The organism is Herbaspirillum sp. alder98 (assembly GCF_020179755.1).
Taxonomy (GTDB): Bacteria; Pseudomonadota; Gammaproteobacteria; order Burkholderiales; family Burkholderiaceae_D; genus Herbaspirillum.
In genome coordinates this window covers 378639-393296 of the sequence record NZ_JAIUCY010000004.1, presented here as the reverse complement: position 1 = coordinate 393296, position 14658 = coordinate 378639, and the positions used below count along the sequence as shown (strand labels likewise).

Sequence of the window (14658 nt, the reverse complement as noted above, 5' to 3'; positions counted from 1 at the left end):
CCGGCCTGATCGTCCATGACATTTACCGTCATCATCCCGGCGCGCCTGGCCTCCACGCGCCTGCCCAACAAGCCCCTGGCCGACCTGGGCGGGCGCCCGATGATCGTGCGCGTGGCCGAGCGCGCGGCGCTGTCGGGTGCGGCGCGCATCATCGTCGCCACCGATCATCACGACATCTTCACGGCCTGCCAGCAGCATCAGGTCGAGGTGGCGATGACCCGCGCCGATCATCCGTCGGGCACCGACCGCATTGCCGAGGTGGCCGCCTCGCTTGGCCTGGCTGACGACGCCGTGGTGGTCAACGTGCAGGGCGACGAGCCGCTCATCGATCCCGGCCTGATCGCCGCCACCGCCGGTCACATCAAGGCTGGCGTGCCGATGGCCACCGCCGCCCATGCGATCGAGAGTGCGCAGGACGCGTTCAATCCCAACGTGGTCAAGGTGGTGTTGAACAAGGCTGGTTGCGCCATGTATTTTTCGCGCGCCACCATCCCCTGGCACCGCGATGCCTTCGCCCGTTCGCGCGACGTGTTGCCCGAAGCGCACGGCCCGGAGCACGCCAACGACTACGCGCCGTTGCGGCATATCGGCCTGTACGCCTACAGCAATCACTTCCTGCAGTTGTACCCGACGCTGACGCCGTCGCCGGTGGAGCGCATCGAAGCGCTGGAGCAGTTGCGGGTGCTGTGGCACGGTCATTCGATTGCGGTCCACGTCACCTCGATGCTGCCGGAAGCCGGTGTCGATACGCCGGACGACCTGTTGCGGGTGCGCAAGCATTTCGAGGCGCCGCCGGACAGTGCGCTGGTGCAGAGCATCGCTTCGCTTTAAGGTCCCGCCTGTAAGTTTGCCGTCATGCTGGCGCGCCACAATCGTGGTCATGCAGCCGGTGGCGGCCTGCTTAAAAATCAGGCGTTTGGCGTGCTTGGGCGACATTTTGTGGTAAGTTTCGTCCAGAGCAGATGCAATGGGCGCCACGAAAAAAGACGTAACCGCTCCGAACGAACGGGTAACTACCGCCATCGCATCGCAACAGTATTCAAGCATTCAAATTTCAGAAACCTCAATTAGGAAATAATATGCGCCTCATCCTTCTAGGAGCGCCTGGTGCCGGTAAAGGTACGCAAGCCACTTTTATCAAGGAAAAATTCAACATCCCGCAGATTTCCACCGGCGACATGCTGCGCGCCGCCGTGGCTGCTGGCACTGAACTGGGCGTAGCCGCCAAGAAGGTGATGGATGCGGGTGGGCTGGTGTCGGATGACATCATCATCGGCCTGGTCAAGGATCGCCTGCAACAAGCCGACTGCGCCAACGGTTACCTGTTCGATGGTTTCCCGCGCACCACGCGTCAGGCCGACGCGATGAAGGAAGCCGGCGTCGCCATCGACTTCGTGCTCGAGATCGACGTGCCCGACAGCGCCATCGTCGAACGCATGAGCGGTCGTCGCGTTCACCCGGGTTCGGGCCGCACCTACCACGTCAAGTTCAACCCGCCCAAGGCCGAGGGCAAGGATGACGTGACCGGCGAAGCCCTGGTCCAGCGCGATGACGACAAGGAAGAAACCGTCAAGAAGCGCCTGAGCGTCTACCACGACCAGACCGAAGTGCTGCTGAGCTACTACGGCGACTGGGCCAAGTCCGGCCAGCCGGGCGCGCCCAAGTATCGCAAGATCGCCGGCGTCGGCCCGGTCGAAGAAATCAGGGATCGCGCCTTCGCCGCCCTGGCGGAATAAGCAGGAATAAGCAGGATTCAGAAAGCGGACTTCGGTCCGCTTTTTTTACGCCTCGATCTTGGCATGAGGCGTTAAATCCCTCGCGCTGGACAGGGCCCTGGCGGTGTCAGATTCGGTCCACCAACTTCAATTTTTTTCGACATCATGGCGTGCTGCTGCTAAGCTCACCGCATGGAGTCAACAGAACAAAAAACCGGCCTGATCCTGACCGGCGGCGGTGCCCGGGCAGCCTATCAGGTGGGGGTGCTCAATGCACTGTCGATGATCTTGCTGGAGGCTGGCTGGCCGGTCCACCGCAATCCCTTTCCCATTGTCTGCGGCACCTCCGCCGGTGCGCTCAATGCCACCGCGCTGGCATGCCGCGCCGACGACTTTGGCGAGGCGGTGCGCGAATTGATGGCGGTGTGGGGCAACTTCGAGGTGGAGCAGGTCTATCGTGCCGATTCGCTGGGAGTATTGCGCTCGGGTGCGCGCTGGCTGTCGCTGTTCTCGTTCGGCTGGCTGCTGCGCAAGTGGCGCGCCAATCCGCCGACTTCGCTGCTCGACAATACGCCCCTGGTGAGCATGCTGCACCGGCTGCTCGACCTGCCCAGGCTGGATGCGGCGCTGGCCAGTGGCGACCTGCATGCGCTGGCCGTGACGGCGTCGTCCTATACCAGCGGCCATCACATCACGTTCTATCAGTGCCTGGACGAGATCGAGCCGTGGCGCCGCACCCAGCGCCTGGCGCTGCGCGACCAGATCGGCATCGATCATCTGCTGGCGTCGTCGGCGATTCCGTTCATCTTCCCGGCCATACCGGTCTATATCGACGGCCGCTGCGAGTATTGCGGCGACGGCTCGATGCGACAGATTGCACCGATCTCGCCGGCCATTCACCTGGGCGCGTCCAAGGTGCTGGTGATCGGCGCCGGGCGCATGGGCGAGAAGGGCGAGACCACGCCGGCCCACACGCCCCAGTATCCGAGCCTGGCGCAGGTGGCCGGGCATGCGATGTCGAGCATTTTTCTGGATGGGCTGGCCGCTGACATCGAGCGCACCAATCGGGTCAACCAGACGCTGTCGGTATTGACCCCGGAGCAGCGCCGCCAGACGCCGCTGAAACCGGTGCGGACTCTGGTGATTTCACCGTCCCAGCGCATCGACAGCATTGCCAGTCGCCACGTGGGCAGCCTGCCGCGTCCGATCCGCAGCATGCTGGGGGGCATCGGCGCGACCGAGGCGCGGGGGTCGGCGCTGGCGTCCTATCTGCTGTTCGAGAAGAGTTTCACCCGGGAACTGATCGCCCTTGGCGAGCACGATACCTATGCCAAGCGTGACGAGGTGCTGTCGTTTTTTGAACCGGAAACCCGCCAGGCGCTCCAAGACTGAGCTCGCCACGAGGGCGTCATGGTTGATGCAGCGCAGGTCGGGGTACGCGCGATGGTTGCCTAGCCGAAAGCAACAGGCTAATCTACTGTGTCGAATTGCCCACAATTAACAAAATTGCAATAGAAAAAATGCGAGCACGACTCATCTCAAATTTATTCCACCGTTTCTGGCTGGTTCTGCTGACCGCGTTCGTCCTGGCCGGACCTGCCCATGCGCGCGGACCGCTGGAGGGGCTCGATGCTGTCCAGATCGATCAGTTGCCGCGCGAGGCACAGCAGACGATGGCGCTGATCCGGCAGGGTGGGCCATTTCCCTACGCCAAGGATGGCGCGGTTTTCGGCAACTATGAAGGGGTTTTACCCAAGCAGAAGCGCGGGTATTATCACGAATTCACGGTCAAGACGCCGCGCGCGCGCAATCGCGGGGCCCGTCGGATCGTCAGCGGTGGCGATCCCCGCAGCTCCGGCGAATACTATTACACGAGCGACCATTACAAGACCTTTCGCCGCATCCATGACTGAGCCGTCATTGATCTGCCTGGTCCCGGGGCGCAGTAAAGCGGCCCGCAACGCCGTGAGCCAGGGATTTGCAACACCCCCGTCAATCGTTACTGGAAGGGAGAATAAGTTTGTTTAAAACGGTGCCGCCAAATATAGTGCAGTCGATTCGCGCCTTTCGCGTGACCGAACTGCAGGAAGAGGCTGCGCGTCTGGAGCAGCATTTTCTCTATGCTTATTGCGCCGAGGCAATCACCAAGCAGCAGGTGTTGAGCACGATTGCCCATGCCTTCCACTTTCCCAAGCATTTTGGCAAGAATTTCGATGCCCTGGCCGATTGCCTGACCGACCTGACCCACAAGGCCGGCAAGCAGACCGGCTTCGTGGTGGTGATCGAGCAACTGCCCAATACCCAGAAATTCGACAAGGAAGCGCGCGAGACCTTGCTCGATGTTTTCCGGGACGCTGCCGACTTCTGGGCCGAAAAGAAGATCCCGTTCAGGGTCTTCTACTCTTTCCAATAAATCATTTAGACTGCGCTTCCCCCGATTTTACGGCCCCGGTGGCGCTAAAATCGCGGGCGTGGTGCTCGTCAGCAGGTACAATGCGCACACCATGAGAAGCATTGTCATCCTGATTTCCGGGCGCGGAAGCAATATGGAAGCCATCGTCCGCGCTGCTGCTGCCGAGCAGTGGCCTGCCCGGATCTGTGCCGTCATCAGCAATCGCGCCGACGCCAGCGGCCTGGCGTTTGCCCAGGCCCACGGCATCGCCACCGAAGTCGTCGCCAATCGCGATTACGCCAGCCGCGACCAGTTCGATGCGGCGCTGCGTGAGCGCATCGACGCCTATCGGCCCGACCTGGTGGTGCTGGCCGGTTTCATGCGCATCCTGACCACGCCGTTCGTCGACCATTATCGCGGGCGCATGCTCAATATCCATCCGTCGCTGCTGCCCAGTTTTCCGGGCATGGCGACGCATCGGCAGGCGCTGGCGGTGGGTGTCAAGCTGCATGGCGCCACCGTGCATTTCGTCACGCCCGACCTGGACCACGGCCCGATCGTCGCCCAGGCTTGCGTGCCGGTGCTGGAAGACGATAGCGAAGAAGCCCTGGCCGCGCGCGTGCTGGAGCAGGAACACCTGATTTATCCGCGCGCCGTGCGCTGGTTCGTCCAGGGCCGGCTGGCGCTGCAGGGCGCCAGCGTGCGCCTGGCGGCCGCCGACACGGTCGTGACCGATACGCCCTCCGTGATTGCAATCTGAGTCATTGCAGTCACCTTACTTTTTGAATCCGAAGGACCCAGCATGAGATTGCCACCCGCGATCATTCCCCATACCGAAGAACTGTTGCGCGAGATCCTGCGCTTCACCGGCCCGGCCGATGTCACCCTGTCGCGCTATTTCCGCGACCACCCCAGGCTGGGCAGCCGCGAGCGCGGCGTGATTGCCGAGGCGATCTACGGCATGCTGCGCAACAAGACGGTCTTCACCAATTTTGCCGAATCGGGCGCCGGCCCGATGATGCGCCGCCTGACCCTGCTGGGCCTGGTCGACGCCGTCAGCATCGAGTCGATTGCCGGGTTGCAACCCGAAGAGACCGAATGGCTGCAACGCGTGGCGCAGATCGATCGCGGCCAGTTGCCGGCGCAGATGCGCAGCAACCTGCCACCCTGGCTGTACGAGCGCCTGGTCGAACGTATGGGCGAAGCCGGTGCCATGGAACTGGCCGACGCCATGAACCAGCAAGCTCCGCTGGACCTGCGCGTCAATGCGGTCAAGACCGACCGCGAAGCCGTGCTGGCCGAACTGGCCAAGGTACCCGTGGTGTGTGAAGTCACGCCGTATGCGCCGCTGGGCTTGCGCGCCGTGAAGAAGCCGGTGTTGCAGAACATGACACTGTTCAAGGAAGGCGCCATCGAGGTGCAGGACGAGGGCAGCCAGTTGCTGGCCCTGGTGGTGGGCGCCAAGCGCGGCGAGATGGTGGTCGATTTCTGCGCCGGCGCCGGCGGCAAGACGCTGGCGCTGGGCGCATCGATGCGCAATACCGGTCGCCTGTATGCGTTCGACATTTCCGAAAAGCGCCTGGCCAAGCTCAAGCCGCGTCTGGCGCGCAGTGGCCTGTCCAACGTGCATCCGGTGATGATCGCCCACGAAAACGATGCCAAGGTCAAGCGCCTGGCCGGCAAGATCGACCGCGTGCTGGTCGACGCGCCCTGTAGTGGCCTGGGCACGCTGCGCCGCAATCCCGACATGAAGTGGCGCCAGACCCCCGAGACCATCATCGAGATGCATGCCAAGCAGATGGCCATCCTGACCAGCGCGGCGCGCCTGGTGCGCCCGGGCGGTCGCCTGGTGTATGGCACCTGCAGCATCCTGGACGAAGAAAACGAACAGGTGGTGACCGAGTTCCTGGCCGCCAACCCCGATTTCTCGCTGCGTCCGATGCATGAAGTATTGGCCGAGCAAAAGGTCGAGCTGGAGATGCAGGATTATCTCAAGCTGCTGCCGCACCAGCATCACACCGACGGTTTCTTCGCCGCTGTGCTGGAGCGCCGCGCCTGATGCGCGCGACGAGCCGCCGTTCATGGCCACTGGTGGCGCTGATGCTGCTGGCACTGGCCGGCGGCGTCAACGCCCGCAGCAAGGCCCCGGCGCCTGCAACGCCGCCGACGGTGCAGATACACGGCACCGTGCAGGCGGCCTTTGCGCCGTGGGACGACATCGAAGGCATCATCGTCGAGCGCCTGGCGGGCGCGCGTCACCAGGTGCTGATGCAAGCCTATCTGCTGACCAACCGCAAGATCGTCGATGCCCTGGTGGCGGCGCATGCGCGTGGCGTCGATGTGAAGGTCATGATGGATCGCGGACAACTCGACAACAACTCGACCGATCGCCTGCACCAGTTGCGCGCGGCCGGTATCCCGGTCTGGTTCGAGACCATTTATCGCAGCGCCCATAACAAGGTGATCGTGATCGACGCCGGCCAGACCTCGGCCGCAGTGATCACCGGCAGCTTCAACTTCACCTGGTCGGCCCAGCATCGCAACGCCGAAAATATTCTGGTGCTGGCGGGTGACGGGGCGCTGGTCGGCCGTTATGCCGCCAACTGGGAGCGTCATCGCGAAGACGCCGAGGCCGCACCCTGACGCCATGACCGAGCATTTCCTGTCGTTATTCACTTACCCGCCACTGGTTGACGTACTGCGCCAGTTTGTCGTGATCGCCCTGTGCATATTGGGCGGCATCGGGCTGTCGCGCTGGGTGCGCACGCTGTTTCGCCTCAATGGCGATGACCAGCAGTCGCTGGTGCAGATCGGCGTCAAGAGCTTTGTGCGGGTGTTGTCGCCGCTGCTCACGCTGGGTTTGCTGGCGGCCTGTTACTTCGGCCTGAAGCAGATTGCCCACCCGGTGGGCCTGTGGCAGATCATGTTTCCGCTGGCCATTGCCCAGGTCGCGATGCGCTTCGTGTTCTATGTGCTGCGCGGGATTTTCGTCAAGGACGCCACCGTTGGCGCGCTGCTGCACCTGTCCGAAAAAGTCATCGCCATCATCGTCTGGCTGTGCGTGCTGCTCTACATCACGGGCCTGTGGCCCGAATTCGTCGACTACCTGGATACCACCGAGCTGCCGCTGGGCCGCCACAAGGCTTCGCTGCTGACCAGCCTGCAGGCGGTGGCATCGGTGCTGGTGACGTTGATCATTGCGTTGTGGATCGGTGCGGTGCTCGAAAACCGCCTGATGAAATTCAGCAACATGCATTCGTCGCTGCGCACGGTGGTGGCGCGTATGGCGCGGGCGGTGCTGATTTTGGTGGCATTCCTGGTCAGCCTGTCGCTGGTGGGCATCGACCTGACCGTGCTGTCGGTGTTCGGCGGCGCCCTCGGCGTGGGGATCGGCCTCGGCTTGCAGAAGATTGCCAGCAGCTATGTGTCGGGCTTCGTGATCCTGTTCGAGCGCAGCATGATCATTGGCGACATGGTTGCTGTGGATAAATATTTTGGCCGCGTCACCCAGATCAATACCCGCTATACCATCCTCGAAGGTCTCGACGGCATCGAGTCGGTGTTGCCCAACGAAATGTTCATGGCCAATCCGGTCCAGAACTATTCGTTGACCCACCGCATTGTGCGATTGTCGACACAACTTACAATTCTGTACCAGGACGACGTCGAAACGGTCTTGTCTATCATGGAGCAAGCCGCACTTGGGGTGAAACGGATCTCGCAACAGACCGCGCCGCAGGGCCTGCTGACAAAAATAGGTGCTGATGGGCTCGAACTCGAACTGGGATTCTGGATCACAGACCCCGAGAATGGCCGGTTGAACGTGATTTCCGATGTCAACCGGGCAATATGGCAAGCGTTCAAGCGGGAGGGGATCCAGCTGGCGCACGCCAAGCGTGACATCCGAATCATGGATGAACGCAGTTTCCGGCAAAGTACAGCGCCTGCGGCTCAGGAAAAACCTGAACCCCAAGGCGAACAGATTTCGCGTACAATGCCCGAAAATTAGAAGAACATAAAAACATTTTCCCCGAACAAGTTCAAACGGTCGATTTACATTTGTGTAGATCGGCCGCTGTGTGATGGTGGTTTTGTCCGATAGTAGTTTTCTATTTGGAGTAGTGATAATGCTAGATGCGATCCTCGACTTTGTTGCCCACGGCTTGCTGCACGCAAGCGGTTGGCAGATTGTCATTTACACCTTGGTGATGACACACATCACGATCGTGGGCGTGACACTCTACCTGCATCGTTGCCAGGCGCATCGCGCGCTCGAAATGCACGCGATCCCCAGCCACTTCTTCCGCCTGTGGTTGTGGATGACCACCGGTATGGTCACCAAGGAATGGGCTGCGATTCACCGCAAGCATCACGCCAAGTGCGAAACCGAAGAAGATCCGCACAGCCCGCAGACCCGTGGCATCTCGAAAGTGATGTGGCAGGGCGCCGAGCTGTATCGCCAAGAGTCGAAGAACGCCGAGACCATGGAAAAATTCGGTCACGGCACGCCTGACGACTGGATCGAGCACAACATCTACAGCAAGTACGGCTGGCAGGGTGTGGGTATCATGATGATCATCGACATCGCGCTGTTCGGCGCCATCGGCCTGGCGATCTGGGCGGTGCAGATGGCATGGATCCCGTTCTGGGCCGCTGGCGTGGTCAACGGTATCGGTCACTTCTGGGGCTATCGCAACTACGACTGCAACGATGCGGCGACCAACCTGTTCCCGATCGGTATCATCATCGGCGGCGAAGAGATGCACAACAACCACCATACCTTTGGTACCTCGGCCAAGTTTTCGTCGAAGTGGTATGAGTTCGATATCGGCTGGATGTATATCCGTATTCTCGAGACCGTTGGCCTGGCCAAGGTCAAGAAGGTAGCGCCGGTGCCCAAGTTCGACAGCAAGAAGCTGGCGGTCGACTTCGATACGCTGCAGTCGGTGATCTCCAACCGTTATGACGTCACTGCCAAGTACGCCAGTTCGGTCAAGCGTGCCTGGAAGGACGAGCTGGATCACCTGATCGAAAAAGCCAAGCTGGAATCGCGCTTCCTGAAGTCGTCCAAGAAGCTGCTGCAGACCGAGCCGACCAAGTTGGAAGACGGTCAGAAGCAACAGCTCTCGGAGTTGTTCACGCACAGCAATGCGCTCAAGACGATGCACGAGATGCGTATCGAACTGGGTGCCATCTGGGAGCGTTCGCACTCGACCCGCGAGCAGCTGCTGCAGCAATTGCAAGACTGGTGCGCTCGGGCTGAAGCCTCGGGTATCCAGGCCTTGCGTGACTTTGCGGTACGTCTGCGCAGCTACGCCTGATCGACATCAGTCAGTTAGTCGGTCCTGAATTGAAATGCCCGCTGCGCAGACGCAGCGGGCATTTTTCATTTCCGGCGACTAACTTCCGTCTTCCGTCGCCCTGACGAAAGTCAGGGCCCAGTGACGTCCGTCACATTTCCAGGAAAGCTTTCCGGGCCATCAGGCCTTGCAGTGGGACATTTGTTAAGCGCACCGTCCCACCAGCACACTCCGAGGCCCACATCTCAAATCCCCCCTGAGAGCAATGGCTGAACTCCAGTCCCTTGCGCCGTAAAAAAATTGCCGCCACAGATTTCTCCACGGCGGCAATCTCCATTTGGCGAAACATCAGCCTGTCCCACCGCACGACCACGGCAACTTTCGATACGCGCCGTGCAAGGGATCAGGGTGCCGCTTGCTGCACCAGCGTATCAGTGCCTCAGTGTTTCAACGCCGGTTGCGAACCGCGACCCAACACCAGGTTCACGATCACGGCCACCACGATGTTGAGCGCCAGTGCAATCAGGCCGGTGTACATGGTGTAGGCATCGCCATTGATCACGAAGGTGTGTACCGGCTTGATGCCATCGGCAAACGCCATCCAGCTGCCACCGACGATGCCCACGGCCCAGCCGCACAGCAACGCACGGGCGCCGAACCAACTGACGAACAGGCCAAACACCAGTGCCGGGAAGGTCTGCAATATCCACACGCCCCCCAGCAATTGCAGGTCGAGTGCGAACTTGGTAGGCAGGAACAGGATGAACACCAGCGCGCCGAACTTGACCACCAGCGACACCACCTTGGCCACCTTCGCTTCACCCTCGTTGCTGATGTTCGGGTTGACGTAGGGTTTCCAGAAGTTGCGGGTGAACAGGTTCGAGGCGCCGATCGACATCACCGCCGCCGGCACCAGCGCACCGATGGCAATGGCGGCAAATGCGAAGCCCGCGAACCAGCCCGGAAACAGGCCATTGAACAGCGCCGGCACGACGTCGTTGTTGGATTGCACCGTGATGCCTGCGGCATACGCCATGAAACCCAGCAACGCGATCAGCCCCAGCAATACCGTATAGGCCGGCAGGAACACTGCATTCTTGCGAATGGTGTCGGCGTCCTTGGCGGCGAAGATGCCGGTCAGCGTGTGCGGATACATGAAGGCGGCCAGCGCCGACCCCAGTGCCAGCGTGGCGAACGGCAGGATCTGGGTGGGTTTCAGCGTCAGGCCGGTGGCGCCGCCCTTGGCCGCGAAGGCATCGCGCGCTGCACCGAACACCGCACCGTAGCCGCCCAGCTTGGCCGGCACGATGATCACCGCCGCCAGCACCACGATGTAGATCATCAGGTCCTTGACGAAGGCGATCAGGGCCGGCGCGCGCAGACCGGCGGAATAGGTGTACAAGGCCAGGATCACGAACGCCGCCAGCAACGGCAACTCGCCGGTCAGCCCGAGCGCCTTGATCACCACCTCCATGCCGATCAGTTGCAGGGCGATATAGGGCATGGTGGCGACCACCCCGGTGAGGGCGATGGCGAACTCGAGCGGTCTCGACTGGTAGCGGCCCCACACCACATCGGCGGCCGTGACGTGCCCGGCCTTGTGCGCCGCATGCCATAGCTTGGGCATGATCACGAACACGATCGGATAGACCAGGATGGTATAGGGCAGCGCAAAGAAGCCGTAGGCGCCGACAGCGTAGACCAGCGCCGGCACCGCGATCACGGTGTAGGCGGTATAGAAGTCGCCGCCCACCAGGAACCAGGTGATCCAGGTGCCGAAGTTGCGCCCGCCCAGGCCCCATTCATCGAGATGGGCGCCCTTGTTCTTGGGCCCCGCCTGCCAGCGCGAAGCCCAGAAGCCCATCACCGTGACCAGCACGAAAAAGAAAATGAAAACCCACAGCGCAGACCAGTGGATGTTGTTGGTGTCCATTATTCGACTCCCTTCCTGAGGCCGTCGCGATACACCAGCCAGATGATCAGCGAGGTCAGCGGCACCCAGGCAAACTGGTACCAGTAGAAGAAGGGGAAACCGAACAGGGTGGGCAGTTCTTCGTTATAGAACGGAACCCAGAGCAAACCAATGAACGGCAGGATGAGTAGTAGCCGCATAATTCTCCTCTAACTTTTGGCGAAGGAATCTTGTTGTAAAAGTTGCCAGGAAATTATATTAAGAATGTCTAAATGCCGCTGGCAATGCGCCGTTTTCGAGTTTTTGGCTATCGCACCACTTTGTCGGCACCACCTCGTGGGAATGTTGTAATTGCCTGAGATAATTTCTTGATCTAGCGCAATCGCTGCCGTCATGTACTAAGGAAATGCCCCGTTGTTTAGTTGATAATTTGATAAATTTCATGCTTCCCACGGGGCTGCACGCGAGGCAGTGCCGGTTAAAATACTCGACAATCAAGCCCTCAAAGATTCGACGCGTCCACGTGGCGTAGCCAAGGATCGGGCATCACGTACAGGTTGTTCACGGTGTTTTTCGAGACGGAAATGCGGCGACCGGGGGGAAGCGCACATGGCGCAGGAAGTTGATTTGACCGAATTTTCATCCGAACATACTTATAAATTGCTGGTCGAGGGCATTACCGACTACGCCATCTACATGCTGCGGCCCGACGGCACGGTCGCCAACTGGAATGCCGGCGCCCAGCGCGCCAAGGGCTATCTCGAACACGAGATCGTGGGCCGCAATTTCTCCCTGTTCTACAGCGATGACGACCGCGCCGCCGGCTTGCCGGGCAAGAACCTCGCCATCGCCCTGCATGAAGGCAAGTTCGAAGACGAAGGCTGGCGCTACCGCAAGGATGGCAGCCGCTTCTGGGCGCACGTGGTGATCGATCGCATCTTCAAGGAAAACGGCGAGCTGCTTGGCTTTGCCAAGATCACGCGCGACCGCACCGAACAGATGGAAAGCCGCGAGCAGATCAATTATCTGGCGCGGCACGACGCCATGACCGGGCTGCCCAATCGCGCGCAATTCCTGGAGCGGCTGGATGCGGCCATCAGTGGCTTGCAGCATGGCGAGCAGGAAATCGCCATCATCAGTATCGACCTCGATGGCTTCAAGGAAATCAACGATGCCTTCGGTCATGCGGTGGGCGACCAGGTGCTGTGCGAACTGGCCGAGCGCATGAAGACGATGGCCGGCGAGAACGAAGTCGTGGCCCGTTTCGGCGGTGATGAATTCGTCGCGCTGAAGGTGTTTCGCCAGGAGCGCTCGCTGGCCGATTTCATCACTCGCCTGTATCGCGCGCTGACGTCGGTGCTGCGCCTGAGCGATACCGACATGGCGCCCGGCGCCAGCCTGGGCGTGGCGATGTTTCCGGGCGACGCCGAAGACCGCGCGCAATTGCTCAACAACGCCGACCTTGCCATGTACCGTGCCAAGAAGAGCATGGGCGAGAAGATCTGCTTCTACGAAGCCAACATGGACGAGGCCTCGCGTGCTCGTCGCGCCATGGCACGCGACATCTGGCTGGCGCTGGAGCAGGGGCAGTTCTTCCTGAACTACCAGATCCAGCGCGCCGTCGATTGCGAAGAGATTACCGGTTATGAAGTGCTGCTGCGCTGGCGGCATCCGCAGCAAGGCCTGATCTCGCCGGCGGTGTTCATCCCGATTGCCGAAGAGTGCGGCGCCATCGGCGCCATCGGCGACTGGGTGCTCGAACATGCCTGTCGGGCAGCGGCCCAGTGGGACCTGCAACCACGCATCGCCGTCAACCTTTCGGCGATGCAGTTATGCAACCTGGCGCTGGTCGACAAGGTCCGGGCAGTGCTGGCATCGACCGGCCTGCCGGCCACCCGGCTCGAACTCGAAGTGACCGAGACCGCCATCATCGTCGACCGCGATCGCGCGCTGCACATCCTGCAGCAGCTCAAGGCGATGGGCGTGACCATTGCCATGGACGATTTCGGCAGCGGCTATTCGTCCCTGGAGACCTTGCGCTCGTTCCCGTTCGACAAGATCAAGCTGGATCGCAGCTTCATCAGCGAGCTCGAAAGCAGCAAGCAGGCCAAGGCCTTCGTGCGCGCGATCCTGGCGCTGGGCCATAGCCTCAACGTGGCGGTGCTGGCCGAAGGTGTCGAGACCGAACAGCAGCGCCTCATTCTCGAGCAGGAAGGTTGTCACGAAGGGCAGGGCTATCTGTTCGGTCGTCCGGCCACGCTCGAAAGCCTGGCCGAGCAGGAAGTGATCCGCTTTCCCGATGTGGCCGAGGCGCGCCTGAAATCCGTGGTTGCGCTACGATAGGCGATCCGCCACGCCATCGCCATCTCAGTCACATCAGCGCAGCCATCATGTTCCCAGTCGAAACAGGTTCTGCCGCCACCGCCGCTGCGTTGCTGCAATTGCTGCGTTCGCATCGTCGCGTGCTGGTGCTGACCGGCGCCGGCATCAGCACCGCCTCCGGCATTCCCGATTACCGCGACGATGATGGCGTGCGACGCGGCCGCCTGCCGATCCAGGGCGCCGATTTTCGCGCGCATGAGGCGGCCCGTCGACGTTATTGGGCGCGCAGCATGGTGGGCTGGCCAAGGCTGGCGCGCGCACGTCCCAATGCCGCTCACGAAGCGCTGGCGCGGTTGCAGCAGGCCGGGCGGCTGGGCGCCATCCTCACCCAGAATGTCGACGGCCTGCACCAGCAAGCCGGTAGCGACCGCGTGATCGAACTGCACGGCAGCATCCATGCGGTGCGATGCCTGGCGTGTGGCACCGAAACCTCGCGCGCCGCGGTCCAGCAGCAACTGGAACAAGACAATCCTGACTTCATCGGCCTCGATGCCGCCAGCCTGCCGGATGGCGACGTGCAACTCGAACCCGATGCCGACGCCGCCTTCCAGGTGCCCGCCTGTGATCGCTGCGGTGGCATGTTGCAACCCGACGTCGTATTCTTCGGCGACGGCGTGCCGGCCGCGCGCAGCGCCATCGCTGAGAATGCAGTGCGCGATGCCGACGCCATGCTGGTGGTGGGGTCGTCCCTGATGGTGTTGTCCGGTTTCCGCTTTGCGCGCATGGCCGCCGAAGCCGGCAAACCGGTGGCGGCGATCAATCGTGGCGTCACGCGTGCCGACGCCTTGCTCAGCGTCAAATCGGCCGAGGGCGCCGAGCTGCTGTTGCCACGGCTTGCCGCGCAATTGCTGGACGGCGGCCAGGCCTGAGCGGGGCTGCATAACGATATCCATTTTCCTTCCTTAGCATTCGCATCCGGCTGCCAGATAATCGATGGCATTGCCGGTCCGGCCGGCG

At 61.5% G+C, this 14658-nt stretch carries 14 protein-coding genes; 12 read left to right on the top strand and 2 right to left on the bottom strand.

All coding sequences use genetic code 11. The features are described 5' to 3' along the window. Positions 1-15 precede the first annotated feature (15 nt). The 10 genes from kdsB (at position 16) to LBW87_RS12205 (ending at position 9428) form a co-directional block, all read left to right on the top strand. Positions 16-831 (top strand): 3-deoxy-manno-octulosonate cytidylyltransferase, encoded by an 816-nt coding sequence (gene kdsB / locus LBW87_RS12250; protein WP_225201751.1) that lies wholly within the window; start codon positions 16-18, stop codon positions 829-831. A 248-nt stretch (positions 832-1079) separates the two neighbouring features. After that, positions 1080-1736, top strand: a complete 657-nt coding sequence (gene adk, locus LBW87_RS12245; RefSeq protein WP_225201750.1) for an adenylate kinase — start codon at positions 1080-1082, stop codon at positions 1734-1736. Between the two features lie 171 nt (positions 1737-1907). After that, the gene (locus LBW87_RS12240; RefSeq protein WP_225201749.1) at positions 1908-3107 is read left to right on the top strand and encodes a patatin-like phospholipase family protein; all 1200 of its coding nucleotides are present in this window, start codon (positions 1908-1910) and stop codon (positions 3105-3107) included. Between the two features lie 128 nt (positions 3108-3235). Then, complete coding sequence (locus LBW87_RS12235; protein ID WP_225201748.1) at positions 3236-3628, top strand: ribonuclease domain-containing protein; 393 nt, start codon at positions 3236-3238, stop codon at positions 3626-3628. A gap of 101 nt (positions 3629-3729) precedes the next feature. Then, complete coding sequence (locus LBW87_RS12230) at positions 3730-4128, top strand: barstar family protein (protein ID WP_320442729.1); 399 nt, start codon at positions 3730-3732, stop codon at positions 4126-4128. A 91-nt stretch (positions 4129-4219) separates the two neighbouring features. Further along, complete coding sequence (gene purN / locus LBW87_RS12225; RefSeq protein WP_225201746.1) at positions 4220-4867, top strand: phosphoribosylglycinamide formyltransferase; 648 nt, start codon at positions 4220-4222, stop codon at positions 4865-4867. Between the two features lie 42 nt (positions 4868-4909). Continuing rightward, positions 4910-6166 (top strand): RsmB/NOP family class I SAM-dependent RNA methyltransferase, encoded by a 1257-nt coding sequence (locus tag LBW87_RS12220; protein WP_225201745.1) that lies wholly within the window; start codon positions 4910-4912, stop codon positions 6164-6166. Next, the gene (locus LBW87_RS12215) at positions 6166-6750 is read left to right on the top strand and encodes a phospholipase D family protein (RefSeq protein WP_225201743.1); all 585 of its coding nucleotides are present in this window, start codon (positions 6166-6168) and stop codon (positions 6748-6750) included. Before LBW87_RS12220 ends, LBW87_RS12215 begins: the two co-directional genes overlap by 1 nt. A 4-nt stretch (positions 6751-6754) precedes the next feature. Continuing rightward, positions 6755-8116: a mechanosensitive ion channel family protein gene (locus tag LBW87_RS12210; RefSeq protein ID WP_225201742.1), complete on the top strand. Its 1362-nt coding sequence runs from the start codon at positions 6755-6757 to the stop codon at positions 8114-8116. A gap of 115 nt (positions 8117-8231) precedes the next feature. Beyond that, positions 8232-9428 carry a fatty acid desaturase gene (locus LBW87_RS12205; protein WP_320442728.1) on the top strand — a complete coding sequence of 399 codons (1197 nt, stop codon included), beginning with the start codon at positions 8232-8234 and terminating at the stop codon, positions 9426-9428. A 418-nt stretch (positions 9429-9846) separates the two neighbouring features. Here LBW87_RS12205 and mctP read toward each other — a convergent pair whose 3' ends face one another. Both mctP and LBW87_RS12195 read right to left on the bottom strand, forming a co-directional pair. Continuing rightward, complete coding sequence (mctP, locus tag LBW87_RS12200) at positions 9847-11340, bottom strand: monocarboxylate uptake permease MctP (protein ID WP_225201740.1); 1494 nt, start codon at positions 11338-11340, stop codon at positions 9847-9849. After that, positions 11340-11519: a DUF3311 domain-containing protein gene (locus LBW87_RS12195; RefSeq protein WP_008111275.1), complete on the bottom strand. Its 180-nt coding sequence runs from the start codon at positions 11517-11519 to the stop codon at positions 11340-11342. Before LBW87_RS12195 ends, mctP begins: the two co-directional genes overlap by 1 nt. Positions 11520-11946: 427 nt before the next feature. Here LBW87_RS12195 and LBW87_RS12190 point away from each other — a divergent pair, with 427 nt between their 5' ends. After that, positions 11947-13662: a putative bifunctional diguanylate cyclase/phosphodiesterase gene (locus tag LBW87_RS12190; RefSeq protein WP_225201739.1), complete on the top strand. Its 1716-nt coding sequence runs from the start codon at positions 11947-11949 to the stop codon at positions 13660-13662. Positions 13663-13709: 47 nt separating this feature from the next. Beyond that, complete coding sequence (locus LBW87_RS12185; protein ID WP_225201738.1) at positions 13710-14570, top strand: NAD-dependent protein deacetylase; 861 nt, start codon at positions 13710-13712, stop codon at positions 14568-14570. Positions 14571-14658: the final 88 nt, after the last annotated feature.